Origin of the sequence: Intestinirhabdus alba (assembly GCF_009711095.1) — a bacterium.
Taxonomy (GTDB): domain Bacteria; phylum Pseudomonadota; class Gammaproteobacteria; order Enterobacterales; family Enterobacteriaceae; genus Intestinirhabdus; species Intestinirhabdus alba.
In genome coordinates this window covers 40,158-56,670 of the sequence record NZ_WMJZ01000017.1, presented here as the reverse complement: position 1 = coordinate 56,670, position 16,513 = coordinate 40,158, and the positions used below count along the sequence as shown (strand labels likewise).

General features: G+C 56.2%; 15 protein-coding genes and 1 pseudogene. 10 read left to right on the top strand and 6 right to left on the bottom strand.

Annotated features, from left to right (window positions below):
* Positions 1–16 precede the first annotated feature (16 nt).
* Positions 17–1,183 (top strand): nucleotide sugar dehydrogenase, encoded by a 1,167-nt coding sequence (locus tag GJV78_RS13185; protein ID WP_155108795.1) that lies wholly within the window; start codon positions 17–19, stop codon positions 1,181–1,183.
* Between the two features lie 647 nt (positions 1,184–1,830).
* Here the strand turns inward: GJV78_RS13185 and GJV78_RS13180 are convergent.
* The 6 genes from GJV78_RS13180 to yebS all read right to left on the bottom strand — a co-directional run bounded on the left by GJV78_RS13180 (position 1,831) and on the right by yebS (position 8,988).
* Positions 1,831–2,385, bottom strand: coding sequence for a serine acetyltransferase (locus tag GJV78_RS13180; RefSeq protein ID WP_155108794.1), 555 nt, complete (start codon positions 2,383–2,385; stop codon positions 1,831–1,833).
* Between the two features lie 497 nt (positions 2,386–2,882).
* Entirely contained in the window at positions 2,883–3,074 is a 192-nt protein-coding gene (locus GJV78_RS13175) for a YdfD/YebW family protein (RefSeq protein WP_155108793.1), read from the bottom strand.
* A 100-nt stretch (positions 3,075–3,174) separates the two neighbouring features.
* The gene (locus tag GJV78_RS13170) at positions 3,175–3,411 is read right to left on the bottom strand and encodes a YebV family protein (protein WP_167519566.1); all 237 of its coding nucleotides are present in this window, start codon (positions 3,409–3,411) and stop codon (positions 3,175–3,177) included.
* 114 nt (positions 3,412–3,525) lie between these two features.
* Positions 3,526–4,965, bottom strand: coding sequence for a 16S rRNA (cytosine(1407)-C(5))-methyltransferase RsmF (gene rsmF, locus GJV78_RS13165; RefSeq protein ID WP_167519563.1), 1,440 nt, complete (start codon positions 4,963–4,965; stop codon positions 3,526–3,528).
* A gap of 137 nt (positions 4,966–5,102) precedes the next feature.
* Positions 5,103–7,736, bottom strand: a complete 2,634-nt coding sequence (locus GJV78_RS13160; RefSeq protein ID WP_155108790.1) for a PqiB family protein — start codon at positions 7,734–7,736, stop codon at positions 5,103–5,105.
* Complete coding sequence (gene yebS, locus GJV78_RS13155) at positions 7,705–8,988, bottom strand: membrane integrity lipid transport subunit YebS (protein ID WP_155108789.1); 1,284 nt, start codon at positions 8,986–8,988, stop codon at positions 7,705–7,707. Before yebS ends, GJV78_RS13160 begins: the two co-directional genes overlap by 32 nt.
* A gap of 307 nt (positions 8,989–9,295) precedes the next feature.
* On the opposite strand from yebS, the gene GJV78_RS13150 reads away from it, so the two are divergent.
* The 9 genes and pseudogenes from GJV78_RS13150 to cspE all read left to right on the top strand — a co-directional run bounded on the left by GJV78_RS13150 (position 9,296) and on the right by cspE (position 16,423).
* The gene (locus GJV78_RS13150) at positions 9,296–9,793 is read left to right on the top strand and encodes a GAF domain-containing protein (RefSeq protein ID WP_155108788.1); all 498 of its coding nucleotides are present in this window, start codon (positions 9,296–9,298) and stop codon (positions 9,791–9,793) included.
* A gap of 97 nt (positions 9,794–9,890) precedes the next feature.
* The gene (gene proQ, locus GJV78_RS13145; RefSeq protein WP_155108787.1) at positions 9,891–10,583 is read left to right on the top strand and encodes an RNA chaperone ProQ; all 693 of its coding nucleotides are present in this window, start codon (positions 9,891–9,893) and stop codon (positions 10,581–10,583) included.
* Between the two features lie 19 nt (positions 10,584–10,602).
* Positions 10,603–12,654 carry a carboxy terminal-processing peptidase gene (prc, locus tag GJV78_RS13140; RefSeq protein WP_155108786.1) on the top strand — a complete coding sequence of 684 codons (2,052 nt, stop codon included), beginning with the start codon at positions 10,603–10,605 and terminating at the stop codon, positions 12,652–12,654.
* A gap of 190 nt (positions 12,655–12,844) precedes the next feature.
* On the top strand, positions 12,845–13,726 hold the full coding sequence (gene htpX / locus GJV78_RS13135) for a protease HtpX (RefSeq protein WP_155108785.1): 882 nt from the start codon (positions 12,845–12,847) through the stop codon (positions 13,724–13,726).
* Between the two features lie 272 nt (positions 13,727–13,998).
* Positions 13,999–14,790 (top strand): DNA-binding transcriptional regulator KdgR, encoded by a 792-nt coding sequence (gene kdgR, locus GJV78_RS13130; RefSeq protein WP_155108784.1) that lies wholly within the window; start codon positions 13,999–14,001, stop codon positions 14,788–14,790.
* 324 nt (positions 14,791–15,114) lie between these two features.
* A complete protein-coding gene (gene mgrB, locus GJV78_RS13125; RefSeq protein WP_167519562.1) occupies positions 15,115–15,258 on the top strand; it encodes a PhoP/PhoQ regulator MgrB in 144 nt (47 codons plus the stop codon).
* Between the two features lie 74 nt (positions 15,259–15,332).
* The gene (locus GJV78_RS13120; protein ID WP_155108782.1) at positions 15,333–15,617 is read left to right on the top strand and encodes a YebO family protein; all 285 of its coding nucleotides are present in this window, start codon (positions 15,333–15,335) and stop codon (positions 15,615–15,617) included.
* 441 nt (positions 15,618–16,058) lie between these two features.
* Positions 16,059–16,193: pseudogene (locus GJV78_RS23635) on the top strand (DUF2627 domain-containing protein); the annotation flags it as partial.
* A gap of 20 nt (positions 16,194–16,213) precedes the next feature.
* Positions 16,214–16,423, top strand: a complete 210-nt coding sequence (gene cspE / locus GJV78_RS13110; protein WP_001062678.1) for a transcription antiterminator/RNA stability regulator CspE — start codon at positions 16,214–16,216, stop codon at positions 16,421–16,423.
* Positions 16,424–16,513 lie beyond the last annotated feature (90 nt).

The window sequence follows — 16,513 nt, the reverse complement described above, 5'->3', positions numbered from 1 at the left end:
ATTTTGCGAGTATGAAATGAAAATTACCGTTTCCGGAACCGGATATGTCGGGCTGTCTAACGCCTTACTGATTGCCCAACACCATAAGGTTATTGCTTTTGATATTAACCCCCATCGCGTGGCAATGATAAATAGCAGAGTGTCGCCGATTGCTGATGAATATATTGAGCAATATTTGCAGTCGGAGAGGACGATGATTAGCGCCACGCTGGATAAAAAGAGGGCGTATCAGGAGGCGGATTACGTTATTATCGCCACGCCTACTGATTACGATCCGGTGAACCATTCGTTTAATACCGAAAGCGTCGAGTGCGTTATCCGGGACGTGGCGGAAATTAACCCTGCGGCGGTTATCGTCATTAAATCTACCGTTCCCGTAGGGTTTACAAAGCGCATCCGCCAAAAATTTGCCGGGCAACATATTATTTTCTCACCGGAGTTTCTGCGGGAGGGTAAAGCGCTTTACGATAATCTTTATCCGTCACGAATCGTGGTCGGTGAAGATTCCGTGTGTGGCAGAACCTTCGCCGCTCTGCTGCAGGAGGGGGCGGTAAAACAGGAGATCCCGACGCTGTTTACTGATTCGACAGAGGCAGAGGCGATTAAGCTGTTTACCAATACCTATCTGGCGATGCGGGTGGCCTATTTTAACGAGCTGGACAGCTATGCCGAAAGCATGGGGCTGAATACCCGACAGATCGTTGAAGGGGTGTGTCTCGATCCGCGGATTGGCAATCATTACAATAATCCGTCATTTGGCTATGGCGGCTACTGCCTGCCAAAAGATACTAAACAGCTGCTGGCGAATTATCGTAACGTACCTAATAGCCTGATTGCGGCGATCGTTGAGGCTAACCGCACGCGAAAAGACTTTATCGCCAGTGCGATTCTTGCCAGGAAGCCTGATGTGGTTGGCGTTTACCGGCTGATTGCGAAAGAGGGGTCTGATAACTTCCGCTCCTCATCGGTGCAGGGGGTGATCAGGCGACTGCAGGCAAAAGGCGTGGAAATTATTATTTATGAGCCGGCCATGGCGGAGTCCCACTTTTTCAACGCCAGGCTTGAACGAAATCTGCTCGCCTTTAAGCGTCAGGCCGATGTGATTATCTCAAACCGAATGGCGGCGGAGCTGCAGGACGTCAGGGAGAAGGTTTATACGCGCGATGTGTTTGGCAACAATTAGGCTCCGGCGCGCCTTAACACAGGGCGAACGGCCGTGTTATCACTGGCCCCATTTCACCGCCCGCCAGTATAAATGAAACAGGGCAACCAGAGCGGCATAAACGCCGTGCAGCCCATCCAGGAACGCATATTGATACTGCGTGAGCATCTTCGAAACGGCGTAGACGGTTATAAGCAAAACGGTCAGGTAAAAGCATATTCAAAAATATATACCCGTCATACTTCAGGCTGCATGTGCGTTGGCTTCTGGTTACTTGTCTCATCCATGAGACTCGCCCTGACGGGCCGCCGCTGCGCGGCGTTCAAATCTGCTCCCGACAGATTTGTCGTTCACCCCGGTCATAGTGTTCGCTATGCTCCCGGGGATGAATGAGGGACATCCCTGTCCCTCACCGATCGCTTGCCGCGTGATTCGGCCTGCGGCCTCACCCCTTCGGGGCCAGTGCTACGGCTGTACAAAACGTGCCGCGTTTTGTCCTGCAACTCGAATTATTTAGGGTATAGATCATAATTATATTTTAGCAGTGACTTATTATAGATTTACCGTTCGCAGCCGTACAGCGTAAATAAAACGAAGGTAATAAGAGAATTAACCGGCAGATCGGGATATCTTCAGCAGCTGCCGGGACGGGTGCCATTGATCGGTTATTATTGACTCTGGCTCTCAATGGTATTCTCTTTCCTGGTATAATAAAGGGTGTTATCGGGAATATCTTTGTTGATAAACGACATCGCACCAATGGTGACATTGCTACCAATTTTTATCCGGTCGGCTATAATGCAGCAGTTGGCTCCCAGCGTAACGTTATCGCCAATGGTAATTTGATACTCCGCATCGTTTTTTCCCGGCTGTTTAATGCCAATGGTGGTGTTTTGGCGAATTAAAAAATTTTTGCCAATCTCACAATAAATTGACACCACAATTCCATTATAATGCGCAATGTTCAGCCCGGGCTGAATTTTCGCACCTAAGCCAATCTCAGTATGGTATTTGCGCATCAGACGGCGGTTTATAAATGAGGCAATCTTCCTGGTTCTTTTGCCTCCTGAGCTGTACAAATAAGAGGCGATACGCCACCAGAACAGGAAGCGGCGTTTAGGCTGACGCCAGGCGTGGCGTATTGCGCGAGGCCAGGTAAAGGCTTTGTCTCTGCCACCAATTACTTCTACCCGCAGGCATTCCTGCAGAAATGCTTTATCCATTAAGTGACTCAGATTCTTATTTGTTTGTGATATGTGAAATAGTTGTTGGGCCACTGAGCGGGAGCAGGAGCTATTCTGTAACAAAAAGGTCATATTTAAGACAATATGGTTTACGCTTGACCGCTACCCGAACTATTTCTGGAATATAAAGAAGCAAGATAACAAAAATTAGAAAAGCAGTATATTTTTTTGCTGTCGGGCAGTATCCGATAGGGGAGAGGTTTAAGATAGCGAAGACGCTTTCTGGTGTATACCCGTCATACTTCAAGTTGCATGTGCGTCGCCGCGTGATTCGGGCTGAGGGTCTCACCCCTTCGGGGCCAGCCCGGGGGCTGTTCAAAACGCGCTGCGTTTTGTCCTGAAACTCGAATTATTTAGGATATAAAACGCAGGAATAAAGCGGGAATATGCGGTGCGGCCCCTGCGCCAGCCTGTCCGAATAGCCTTATTTGCGCCGCAGGGAGGGCGGGGTGGCCAGTTAACCCTGGCTTCAGCGATCAGAAGTCGCCGTACTGCTGCGCCGGCTGCCAGAATCCATCAATAAAGTCTTCAACGGGAAAGCAGCCGCCCTGGCGAATCCGCTGCTCGTCCAGAGCGTACAGGCACTGCTGCTCCGAATTGTAGATATCCACGACGATATCTTCGCAGCCGCCGCCCAGATAACAGATAAACGGTACCAGTGCAAACATTCCATCCTCAAATCGTACCGCCGAAACGAATGTTCAGAAGGTGTTAGCGTCAGGGAATAAACAGGATAAGTAACCCGCCTGGCGACGGGTTCTTTTTGAATCAGGCAAGGCGCATGATCCAGGCGTCAGATTGTCGATCGTAATGCTGGCGAAAAAGAACCGAATGCTCACCGTTGAGGATAGCGGGAATGCTGGTTTCATCGTCCCAGGCATCCAGCTGCATGCATAAATCCGGATCGGAACTGCAGGGAATGGTTAACGTTCGGTCTCCCGACGCTTCGCCGTGCAGTTCGCCATCGTCGATTTCAAAAGCGCCAATGCGCACACTGGTTTTCATCATTATGCTCTCCGTTGGTTCAGCGATTGTGGTATGACCAGTACGGACACCCATTTTTCAGCCTAGTCAACGCGGGCAAATTCGCCAGTAAAAAAGTGCGTTTTTCGGTTTGTCTCAGGCTTTGCCGGTGAAAAGTTTGCCATCGCGCACCAGCTCACGCGGATAGCTGTTTTTCAGCCGTGAGGCGATACGCTTCGCGAGGCCGACGGGGCGGCGCTGGAAGGTGACCAGCACATCGTCGGCGGCGGGGAGCGTCTGCGGATAGAGGTCGCGGCCGCGATACCACTCTTCCGCTTCCGCCTCCGACAGCTCAAACGCGCAGGAGCGATCGGCTTCGCCCAGGGCGATCGCCGCCTCGTGCTGCCAGCGATAGCCCTTATTATGGCTTTCCGCCAGCTTGATGCCCGGACGTGAAAAGCGCACCCTGCCGATAAGCGGCTCAATCGCGGTCGGGAACAGCCACACCTCTTTATCGCGCTGCCATAGGCGCAGGTTGTCATCCCAGCGCAGGCCGCAGGCGTTCGCCGCCCGGGCAATCAGCGCCGCCTCGCGCGCTTTAACCGGCGTGAAGGGGAAGTTGCCAACCTTGTATTTCGGGGCGGGAAGCGGCGGCAGGGCCTGGGTTTTACGCAGGCGGGCGACAAAGAAACCCTCGCAGTCATATATCTGTGGGAAGACGTGAAGAAAGCCCTCTTCCGTCAGGGCGCGTCCGGCGTCAGGAAAGAGCGCGCCGAGCGGTAAAAACTCCACCGCGTCGGGATAGCGCGCCTTCAGCCACTGGACCACGGCCTCATTTTCCTCGCGGTTCAGCGTGCAGGTGGAGTATACCAGCGTGCCGCCCGGGCGCAGGGCGTGAAACGCGCTGTCGATCAGCTCCCGCTGGGTGGCGGCGATCTCCCGGTTGCCTTCAACGGACCAGTTTTTTAGGGCGTTGGGATCTTTACGCACCACCCCCTCGCCGGAGCAGGGGGCGTCCAGCAGGATGGCGTCGAACGCCTCCGGCAGCGCCGCGCCAAATACCCGGCCGTCAAAGTGGGTCAGGGCGACGTTGGCAACCCCGCAGCGGCTGACGTTGGCGTGCAGCACCTTAACGCGGCTGGCGGAAAATTCGTTGGCCAGGATCGCGCCCCGGTTGCCCATACGGGCGGCAATCTGCGTGGTTTTGGAGCCGGGGGCGGCCGCCATGTCCATCACGCGCTGCGGCGCTTCGCCGTCGGCAAACAGGGCGGCCACCGGCAGCATTGAGCTGGCCTCCTGAATATAGAACAGGCCGCTCAGGTGTTCGGCCGTGCTGCCCAGCGGCAGCGATGCCTCTTCATCACGTTCGATCCAGAAACCCTCCGCGCACCAGGGCACCGGCGTAAGCGACCAGCCGTAGCGCGCGGTGAGGGCGAGGAAATCCGCCACGGAGATTTTCAGCGTGTTAACGCGAATGCTGCGGCGCAGGGGACGCTGGCAGGCCGCGAGAAACGCCTCAAAAGAGAGCGAGGCGGGCATCGCTTCGCGCATTTGCATCAGAAAGGCGTCTGGAAAAAAGAGAGCGTGTTGAGCCACAAGAGTGTACCACCGGCAGAAAAACAGGGGGAGAGTGTATCATAAAGGCTCCGGCGCGGGCACGCCGGAGCAGAGGGGGCAGGTTGTGTCCCTTAACCGTTCGTGAGCGCGACGCCACGCCGGTTAACGGGCGCGGCCTATCGCGGCAGGGCGGTTCCCCATTCGCGCCACGCTTTCGGCTCGCTCTCCTGCAGCAGGAAGTGCTTGCCGGCCTGCGCCTTCGGTGCCAGCGGAATGCCGGGCGGCGTGGCAAAGGCGATACCGCCGCGAATAAACTGATTAAAGGTGCCGGTTTTAACCACCCCGCCGGTCAGGCCGAAGTCAAGACTGTAGCCGGAAGCCAGCCAGAACAGCGAGTTGTTGCGCACCAGATGCTGGTAGCGCTGGCTGATGCGCAGGGCGATCATCACCCGATCGGAGAGCGTGCCGAGGGTCATGCCGGTGACGGTGCCCACCTCGATCCCGCGAAACAGCACCGGGGTGCCGATGCTCAGTGAGCCCGCCTCCGGTGCCTCTACCACGATGCTCAGGCCGTCCAGGTAGCGGGAGTCGGTAATGGTGGCCTCCTGCAGCTCGAAGTCGCGCCGCGCCTTGCCGCTCCCCGGCTCAACGTTGATATAGGGCTGCAGAATGGTGTCGAGGTGCTCCACCCCTGCCGCGGAGATCTGCGGGGTGACCACCGAAAAACGAGAGCCGGCGCGGGCAAAGGTCTGGACATACTCCGGATAGAGCACCGCCTTTGCCTGCACCTCGTTGCGGTCGGTGATAAGCTTTAACGACTGAAGCTGGCCGATATCAATGCCCAGGTAGCGAATCGGCATCCCTTCGGCCAGCTTGCCCGCGTCGAAGGCGTGCAGGGTAATTTGACCGCCGACCGCGCGCGCGGCGGTCTCTGAGGCGTAGAGGATCCGCTTGTCACCTTTACGCTGGCTGGCACCGGCACCGCTCAGGTTGTCAAAGCTGATGGCACCCTTCAGCGCCCGCGACAGGGGAGAGGCCTGGACGGTCAGGCCGCTGCCGTTAAGCTGGACCTTCGCGCCGCCCTCCGCCCAGAAAACGCTGTTGCTGGTCAGCAGGTTGCGATACTCCGGTTTGATATGCAGATCGATGTCAAAAGCGTTAGCGCGGGGGCGGACGGTGATAACCTCGCCCACCTCAAATTTACGGTACAGCACCACCGAACCGGCCTGCACGTCCGGCAGCGTTTCGGCGCTGAGGCTGAGCGTGGTGGTGGGCAGATCGCTGAGGTTGTTCTCCAGGGCTTTCTCAAGGTTGGCGTACAGCGGGTAGCGCGATTTCATCTCACCTTTGGTGCCGGGCAGGATGCGGATGCCGCCGTTAAGCCATTCCCCGGCGCTGGCACCCAGGAACTCCACCCCGTCGAGGCCCACTTTGACATCCACCATACTGTTGACCACGAATTTACTGTCGCCCTGAACCAGCCCGCGATGCTGCGGATCGATGGCGACGGTAAAAAGGATGCCTTTGTCGGTGAGCCGGCGCTCAATCACCTCGCCCACCTGCACACCGTGCAGCAGCAGCGGCTGTCCGGCGTTAATGCCGTAGCTCTCCGGGGCGGTCAGGGTGAGGGTCAGCGCGTTTGGCTCGTGCAGCAGCGCCTTTTCACCTGGCACCACCACGAACTCGCTGCGCGGCTCGCCGTCCCCCGGCACCAGCTCGAAGGTTTTACCGGTCAGCAGGGCGCTGACGTTGGCATCACTGAGCGAGAGCTTCGGGCTGCGCAGCTCAATGCGCGTATTCTGGCGCAGCAGGGAGACCACGCTCGGGTCAACGGTCATTTCGCCGGTGACCTTGCCGTCCGCCAGCAGATCCAGCTTTGTCAGCTGGCCCACTTCCAGCCCCTGGTACATCAGCGGCGTGGAGTCCGCCTTCAGGCCGTCGCCGCCGGGCAGCTGGAGCTTCACGATGACGCCGCGCTGGCTGTGCGCTAAATCCTCATACAGGCCGAAGGTGTCGTCCTGCCCGGCAGGCTGTGACGCCTCCGGCGAGTCAAAGGCCACCGCGCCGTTGACCAGCGCCGCCAGGCTCTCCAGCTTGACCCTGGCCCCGCTGAAGGTGACGTCGGCGTTAACCCCGGATACGTTCCAGAAGCGGCTGCCTTTTTTCACCAGCTGGGTGAAGCGACGCTCGATGAGGACATCGATGGTGACACCCTGATTGTTAGGATTAATGGCGTAGTCGTAAACCTTGCCCACCGGGATTTTACGAAAATAGACCAGCGAGCCGGCGTTGAGGGAGCCAAGATCGGGGGCCTGCAGATGGATCATCAGATCGCCGTTTTGCAGGCGATATTTGGGCTGGGTATCAAGGGCCACGAAGTGATCTTGTTCTTTGCCCTTGCCGGGCATCATGCCGATATAGTTGCCGCCGACCAGCGCGTCGAGACCGGAAACGCCCGCCAGCGACGCCTTCGGCGTGACCAGCCAGAACTGCGTCTCTTCGCGCAGGGCGTCCTTCATATCGGACTTGATGCTGACCCGCACCTCAATTTTATGCAGATCCTTACTGAGGCTGATTTCCTTTACCATCCCGACCTCCACCCCCTGATAGCGTACGGGGGTGCGGCCCGCCACGATGCCGTCGGCGGACATGAAGTCGATGGTGACGGTATTGCCGCGTACCTCATAGCTGTTCCAGATCAGCCACCCGGCGATGAGCAGCGCGATAAACGGCAGCAGCCAGAAGGGGGAAATACGGCGTTTGGTTTTAATCTGCGCTTCAGTCGTCGAAGCGGGCGTTTCCTGACTCATGTGCATCCCAAAGTAAGCGGCTGTCCAGCCATTCCACAGCAAGAATAGTCAAAATTACCGCTGCGCCGAAATAAAATGCAGCGGGCCCCATCGTAAAGGCGAGGATCTGGTCGCGATTAATCAGCGACATGGTCAATGAGATAACAAACAGATCCAGCATTGACCAGCGGCCAATCCAGGTCACGGCGCGCAGCAGGCGAATGCGGGTACGCAGCCCCTGCTGGCATCTGAAATGGATGCTGAGCAGCAGGGTGAACATGACGATAACTTTGGTAAACGGCACCAGGATACTGGCGATAAACACGATGGCGGCGACCGCGATATTGCTGCTGGCCAGCGACATAATCCCGGACAAAATGGTGTCCTCCTGGCGACTGCCGTTAAGGTAGATGACCGAGATGGGCAGCAGGTTGGCGGGTAGCAGAAAGACGACGGAGGCCAGCAGCGCGGCCCAGCACTTCTGAATGCTCTGATTACGCCGCAGCCGTAGCGGGATATGGCAGCGCGGGCAGCGTCCCCGGCCATCGGGATAGCCGGTAAAATGGCAGCCGGTGCAGATCCGCAGCGTGCGATCGGGGCGGCGGGCGGGAGGCAGGGGATAGAACTGCTGCCACAGCTGCTCAATATTGAGGTGTGACAGCGTCAGAACGCTGAGGATCACCAGCGCGATAAAAGCAAACAGCCCGACGCCGGGCTGCAGCCAGGCGTAGTCAAGAACTTTAATTGACGCCACGCCGATGCCGACCAGATAAATATCCAGCATCACCCACTCCCGGAGCCTCTCCAGCAGCAGCAGCACCGGGCGCAGGTTGAGACCAAAAATTTTGCCGAACCACAGACAGGCGATGGCGAGAACCAGCACCAGCGGCGCGCCGACGACGCAGAAAAAGACCATTGCGGCGGTAACGGGATCGCCCTGTTTTGACATCTGCCAGATGCCCTGCATAACGTTGGCGTCAATGCGGATCCCCAGCAGATAAAGGTGCAGCACCGGCTCGCCCCAGGCAAAGGGCATCAGCAGCAGCATCGCCAGCGCCAGCGCCGCCAGACGGGTTAACGACCAGTCGCGGCCGTCGCGAATTTTGGCGTGGCAGCGGGGGCAGTGTGCGCTCTGACGCGCGCGCAGCTGCGGCAGGCTGAACAGAATGTCGCACTGCGGGCAGCGCTGATAGCACGCGCGCGGCCGCGCCTCGCCGACAGATTGAATAACGATTTTTTTTGCTGGCGTGAAGCGAGGAGTGTTAAGAGCCATGTAGCGCCAATTAAAATGTGAGATGCAGGTAATAGTAACTCATGGCGGGAATGATCTTGAGCATTAGCGCATTTAATGCTTATTTTAATAGGCCGGTGGTTCTGAGGTATAGCAATTAAGCCCCTGGCCCATCAGGTTGGTTTACTTGCCATTTTGAACCCGGGCAGCGCTAACACAAAACGTGAACGTCCATCGGGACGAGAGCGTTGCGAATCATGCTCACGTACTTTAGGCTGCTGCGCGCTGTCCGCGTGCAAAGCATCCGCGATAATTACGCCTGATGGGTCAGACTTTAAGCGATCGAATAATGAACAAGACAGAGTTTTATGCAGAGTTAAACCGCGATTTTCAGGCGCTGATGGCGGGGGAGACAAGTTTTCTGGCGATACTGGCCAATACCAGCGCGCTGCTGTACGAACGGCTTGCGGAAGTTAACTGGGCTGGTTTCTATCTGCTGGAGCACGACACGCTGGTACTGGGGCCGTTTCAGGGTAAAATCGCCTGCGTACGGATCCCGGTGGGGCGCGGCGTTTGCGGTGCGGCGGTGGCGCAAAATCAGGTGCAGCGCATTGCAGATGTCCACACGTTTGACGGACACATTGCCTGCGATGCCGCCAGCAATGCGGAAATCGTACTGCCGCTGACGGTGGCGGGGCAGATTATCGGCGTGCTGGATATTGACAGCATCACGTTCGGCCGCTTCAGCGCCGAAGATGAACAGGGTCTTCGCCAGCTCGTTAAGCATCTTGAAACGGCGCTTGCAATGACGGATTACAAAAAATTCTTTGCGAGTGTCGCAGGATAATCAACGGATAACGTAGCAATTACTGATGACGTCATTATAATGTCGCCTGTTCATGCCTGCGGCTTGTTGGCTACGTCCGTTGTAATCAGGAAATTTCATGGAAAATCAACCCAAGTTGAATAGCAGTAAAGAAGTTATCGCGTTTCTGGCCGAACGTTTTCCACAATGCTTTAGTGCGGAAGGCGAAGCGCGCCCGCTGAAAATCGGCATTTTTCAGGATTTAGTCGAGCGCGTTGCGGGTGAGATGAACCTTAGCAAAACGCAGCTTCGTTCCGCTTTACGTCTCTATACCTCAAGCTGGCGCTATCTGTACGGCGTGAAGCCGGGCGCGACGCGCGTCGATCTCGACGGCAACCCGTGCGGCGAGCTGGATGAGCAGCATGTAGAACATGCGCGCAAGCAGCTTGAAGAGGCTAAGGCCCGGGTCCAGGCGCAGCGCGCCGAGCAGCAGGCGAAAAAACGCGAAGCGGCCGCCGCCGCCGGTGAAAAAGGCGAGGCACCGCGCCGGGAGCGCAGGCCGCGCCCTGCCGCGCCGCGTCGTAAGGAAGGCGCAGAGCGTAAGCCTCGCGCTGAAAAACCGGCGGCTAAAGCGCCACGCGCGCCGCGGGAAGAGCAGCAGCATACCCCGGTTTCTGACATCTCAGCCCTGACCCCAGGACAGACCCTGAAGGTGAAAGCTGGCAATAACGCGATGGACGCCACCGTTCTGGAAGTCACCAAAGACGGCGTTCGCGTGCAGCTGAATTCTGGCATGTCATTGATTGTACGCGCAGAACACCTGGCGTTCTGAAACGGAGGCCGGGCCTGGCATGAACACTTTTTTTAGGCTTACCGCGTTAGCTGGCCTGCTTGCAGTCGCAGGCCAGACCTTTGCCGCGGAGAACATTACGCGCGCCGATCAAATTCCCGTACTCAAGGAAGAAACGCAGCATGCGACCGTAAGCGAGCGTGTGACGTCGCGGTTTACCCGGTCGCATTACCGCCAGTTCGACCTCGACGAGGCCTTTTCCGGCAAAATATTCGATCGCTATCTGAACCTGCTTGACTACAGCCATAACGTGCTGCTGGCGAGCGACGTGGCGCAGTTCGCTAAAAAGAAAGGTGAGCTGGGCGACGAGCTGCGCTCCGGTAAACTTAGCGTCTTCTACGATCTCTACAACCTCGCGCAGAAACGCCGTTTTGAACGCTATCAGTACGCCCTGAGCGTCCTGGAACGGCCGCTGGATTTTACCGGCAACGATACCTTTAACCTGGATCGCAGCAAGGCACCCTGGCCGAAAGACGAGGCCGAGCTGAACGCCCTGTGGGACGGGAAGGTGAAATTTGATGCCCTTAACCTGAAGCTGTCCGGCAAGAGTGAAAAGGAAATTCGCGAAACCCTGACGCGCCGCTATAAGTTTGCGATCCGTCGGCTGACCCAGACCAACAGCGAGGATGTTTTTTCGCTGTCAATGACCGCCTTTGCCCGCGAAATCGATCCGCATACTAACTATCTCTCGCCGCGTAACACCGAGCAGTTTAATACTGAAATGAGCCTTTCTCTGGAAGGGATCGGCGCGGTGCTGCAGATGATGGACGATGATTACACGGTGATCAACTCCATGGTGGCGGGCGGCCCGGCGGCCAAAAGCAAGGCGCTGAGCGTTGGCGATCGCATCGTCGGCGTCGGCCAGGGCGGCAAGGCCATGGTGGACATTATCGGCTGGCGTCTTGATGACGTTGTGGCGCTGATTAAAGGGCCGAAGGGGAGCAAGGTTCGTCTGGAGATCCTTCCCGCCGGTAAGGGGACGAAAACCCGCACCGTGACGCTGACCCGTGAGCGCATTCGTCTTGAAGATCGCGCGGTGAAGATGTCGGTGAAAACCGTCGGTAAAGAGAAGGTCGGGGTGCTGGATATTCCCGGCTTCTATGTGGGCCTGACGGATGACGTCAAGGTCCAGCTGCAGAAGCTGGAGAAGCAGGGCGTCAGCAGCGTGATTATCGATCTGCGTACCAACGGCGGCGGGGCGCTGACGGAGGCGGTATCGCTCTCCGGCCTGTTTATCCCGTCCGGCCCGGTGGTTCAGGTCCGCGATAACAACGGCAAGGTGCGTCAGGATAGCGACAACGACGGCGTTGTTTATTACAAAGGTCCGCTGGTGGTGCTGGTCGATCGTTTCAGCGCCTCCGCGTCGGAAATTTTTGCCGCGGCGATGCAGGACTACGGCCGCGCGCTGATCGTTGGCGAGCCGACCTTCGGCAAGGGCACCGTGCAGCAGTATCGCTCTTTAAATCGCATTTACGATCAAATGCTGCGGCCGGAGTGGCCCGCTCTGGGCTCCGTTCAGTACACCATTCAGAAGTTCTATCGCGTTAACGGCGGCAGCACGCAGCGCAAGGGCGTTACGCCGGACATCATTATGCCGACCGGCAATGAAGAGTCGGAAACCGGAGAGAAGTTTGAGGATAACGCCCTGCCGTGGGACAGTATCGACGCGGCGAGCTGGGTGAAATCAGGCGATCTTAAACCGTTCGGGCCGGATCTGCTGAAGAAGCATAACGACCGCATCGCGCAGGACCCTGAATTCCAGTACATCATAAAAGATATCGCGCGGTTTAATGCGTTGAAGGACAAGCGTAACGTCGTCTCCCTCAATTTTGCCCAGCGCGAAAAAGAGAACGCGGAAGATGACGCCCTGCGCCTGGCGCGCATTAACGATCGCTTCAGGCGCGAGGGCAAACCGCCGCTCAAGAAGCTGGACGATCTGCCGAAAGAGTATAAAGAGCCGGATCCCTATCTTGATGAGACGGTAAAAATTGCGCTCGATCTGGCGCATTCAGAAAAAGAGAAGCCGACTGAACGCTCCGCTTCCCGCAAATAACCCGACGGGCACAAGAAATTGTGCCCGTTTTTTTAACCCCCCTTTTTTCGCGTCAACCAGATACGACAAAATGTAAAGTTGTGTTTTTCTGGTGACTTACGCCCCTGCGATGCTTGAAAATAGCCCCACGACCCATACGATGTGGGTAATCGCATAGTGCGCTTTGTTAAATTGAGGTTAAAAGAAAATTATGATGCGAATCGCGCTCTTCCTGCTGACGAACCTGGCCGTTATGGTCGTTTTCGGGCTGGTGCTGAGCCTGACGGGAATACGGTCAGGTAGCGTTCAGGGCCTGATGATTATGGCGCTGCTGTTCGGCTTTGGCGGCTCGTTCGTGTCGCTTCTGATGTCCAAATGGATGGCGTTACGCTCCGTTGGTGGAGAGGTGATCGAACAGCCGCGCAACGAAAGAGAACGCTGGCTGATGAACACTGTGGCAACCCAGGCGCGCCAGGCCGGTATCGCCATGCCGCAGGTGGCTATTTATCTCGCGCCGGATATCAACGCTTTTGCTACCGGTGCCCGCCGTGACGCCTCGCTGGTGGCGGTGAGCACCGGGCTGTTGCAGAATATGAGCCAGGACGAGGCGGAAGCCGTTATCGCCCATGAAATCAGCCATATTGCCAACGGTGATATGGTAACCCTGACCCTGATTCAGGGGGTAGTAAACACCTTTGTTATCTTTATTTCGCGGATTCTGGCGCAGGTCGCCTCCGGCTTTCTCGGCGGCAACCGCGACGAAGGCGAAAGCAGCAACGGCAATCCGCTGATCTACTTTGCCGTGGCGACGGTGCTGGAGCTGGTGTTCGGCATCCTGGCAAGCCTTATCACCATGTGGTTCTCGCGCTATCGCGAATTTCATGCCGACGCCGGTTCGGCGAAGCTGGTGGGCCGCGAGAAGATGATTGCCGCGCTGCAGCGCCTGAAAACCAGCTACGAGCCGCAGGAAGCCTCCAGCATGATGGCTTTCTGCATCAACGGGAAGTCGAAATCGTTAAGCGAACTGTTTATGACTCACCCGCCGCTGGATAAGCGTATTGAGGCGCTGCGCAGCGGGCAGTATCTTAAATAAGCGGCAGGGTTAATCCTCTCGCAGCATCAGCAAAGCGCGTCGCAGGACGCGCTTTTTTTGTACCGCCTCTCTACGATCGGGCCTGTAGCCCACCTTCCGCAGGTGATTTAGCGGTAGAACCAGGATCGCAATAACCAGTTCACTCTGAATATTCAGGGGTTATGTCGCAGATTTGTAACGAAGCCGGCAAAGATGGATTGCGGGCAGTCCGGCGCGAAATTATAATAAAAACTCGTTCTGAATTTTATAAAACACTCGTAATGAGGTGATAAATGGCTAACGCAGATCTGGACAAACAGCCCGATTCTGTATCTTCTGTGCTGAAGGTTTTTGGCATTCTGCAGGCGCTGGGTGAAGAGCGCGAAATAGGGATTACCGAGCTGTCGCAGCGCGTTATGATGTCAAAAAGCACCGTTTATCGCTTTTTGCAGACCATGAAAACGCTGGGTTATGTCGCTCAGGAAGGTGAGTCAGAAAAATACTCTCTGACCCTCAAGCTGTTTGAACTGGGCGCACGGGCGTTGCAGAACATCGATCTGATCCGCAGTGCCGATATCCAGATGCGCGAGCTTTCCCGCCTGACTAAAGAGACGGTGCACCTGGGGGCGCTGGATGAAGACAGCATCGTCTACATCCATAAGATTGATTCTATGTACAATCTGCGCATGTACTCGCGCATTGGCCGTCGTAATCCGCTCTACAGCACGGCGATCGGCAAAGTGTTGCTGGCGTGGCGGGATCGTGAGGAAGCAAAACAGATTCTTGAGGGCGTGGAGTATAAGGAGAGTACCGGGCGCACTATCACCTCGACGGAAGCGCTGCTGCCGGTGCTGGATCTGGTGCGCGAACAGGGCTACGGTGAAGATAATGAAGAACAGGAAGAGGGCCTGCGCTGCATCGGTGTGCCGGTGTTTGACCGCTTCGGCGTGGTTATTGCTGGCCTGAGCATCTCCTTCCCGACGCTGCGCTTTTCGGAAGAGCGGCTGCACGAATATGTGGCGATGCTGCACGCGGCTGCCCGCAAAATTTCGGAACAGATGGGATATCACGCTTATCCGTTCTGAGCCAGGCGTAGCGATAAAAACTGTCGGAGCGCGTCTCCGGCAGTTTTTTATTATGGGGAGAGGCACATGGAATCCGCCGCCCCGAACGAGAGCGGTGTGGTGGAGGCGACCGCCTGGTGTTAATCTCTGGCAGCATTGTCCAGTGTTCCCGCAGCGCTTACGCGAACAACAGACGTCTTTCGCTCTGCCTGATGCTTATTGTTTTAGCTTAGCCGGAATGCCCTTTGTTCCCCGTGGACGATCCTGAAAGAGTCGTTAAACCTGCGGGCATCGCGGGTCTGGCTATGTCAGGTGATAGAGTAAAGGGGTTACGTGGAGATGGGTGTGAAAAAGTATCGCTGGCTAATTTTGATCGCTATTGTCCTTGTCTGCCTGCTGCTCTGGATGCAATTTTTCAATGTGATGTGCGATCAGGATGTGCCGTTTTTCAACGGAATTTGCGCCATCAATAAGTTCATTCCCTGGTGATACCATTTTTACAACCACCGATTCCCTTCTGATGCGGCGGTGATAGAATGCTCCGTCAACGTTTAGGGGGTGAAATGAACGAAGTTTTGAATTCCGGCGCGTTTACTTTTGGGTCACTGCTGGTATCGGCGGTCGCTCTGGTCGTCGGTCTGGCGCTGTGGTTCTTTGTTAATCGCAGCAGCTCGCGAATAAACGAGCAGATCGCGCTGCTGGAGGCGTTACTGGAACAGCAAAAGCGGCAAAACGCGCTGCTGCGTCGACTCTGTGAGGCAAATGAGCCGGAAAAATCCGCGGGAGAGACGGCGGCTAAGAAAACGCCCCAGGATGAAGATATTATCCGTCTGATCGCCGAGCGCTGACGGCGAGTGACGTCAAATCAGGACCACGCGGTAGCGTGATGCCACCCTTTTAACCCGGCCCGCACGCCGGGCTTTTCCGATGTAAAAACACAGACGTAGCGGCAGGCGGCTGATATAGCTTCGCGCGGGTGCCTGTTTCCCCCTTCATGCAGCCTGAAACAGGACGGGTATACAGGTTGAATTATTTTAAGGAAGAGATGACCTGGAAGAATTGAAACCCGTGAGCTATGGTAAAAATGACTTTCAGTCAGCCGGCGCTTTGAAAGCACGGCAGCAATGAGACGGGAATATATTTTGCGCGCTCCGGCGCATAGCTGCGCAGGCCGCCGAGGGTGATTCACGTGATTTGTGCGACCGATCGAGACACGTTTAAAAATGGCTTGCCATATTTTACGTTGTATGTGATAACACATTTGGGTTAAACGAGGTACAGTTCTGTTTATGTGTGGCATTTTCAGTAAAGAAGTCCTGAGTAAACACGTTGTCGTTGAATACCGCTTCTCTGCCGAGCTTTAAATTAGTGCCTCAAGCAGTAATGTGTCGGTTTTATCTAAGTTGCCCGCGAGGCAAAGAAAACAGTCTAAGGAATTTTGCAAATGGCAAAGATTAAAGGTCAAGTTAAGTGGTTCAACGAATCTAAAGGTTTTGGCTTCATTACCCCGGCTGACGGCAGCAAAGATGTGTTTGTACACTTCTCCGCTATCCAGGGCAACGGCTTCAAAACCCTGGCTGAAGGCCAGAACGTTGAGTTCGAAATTCAGGACGGCCAGAAAGGCCCGGCTGCTGTTAACGTAACGGCTATCTGATCGAATCACTGGCCTGAAGCGCTCAGGCGCAACAAATCTTAGTTTGAAAGCCTCGCCGACGCGGGGCTTTTTAGTCTGTGCTGTTTCTCT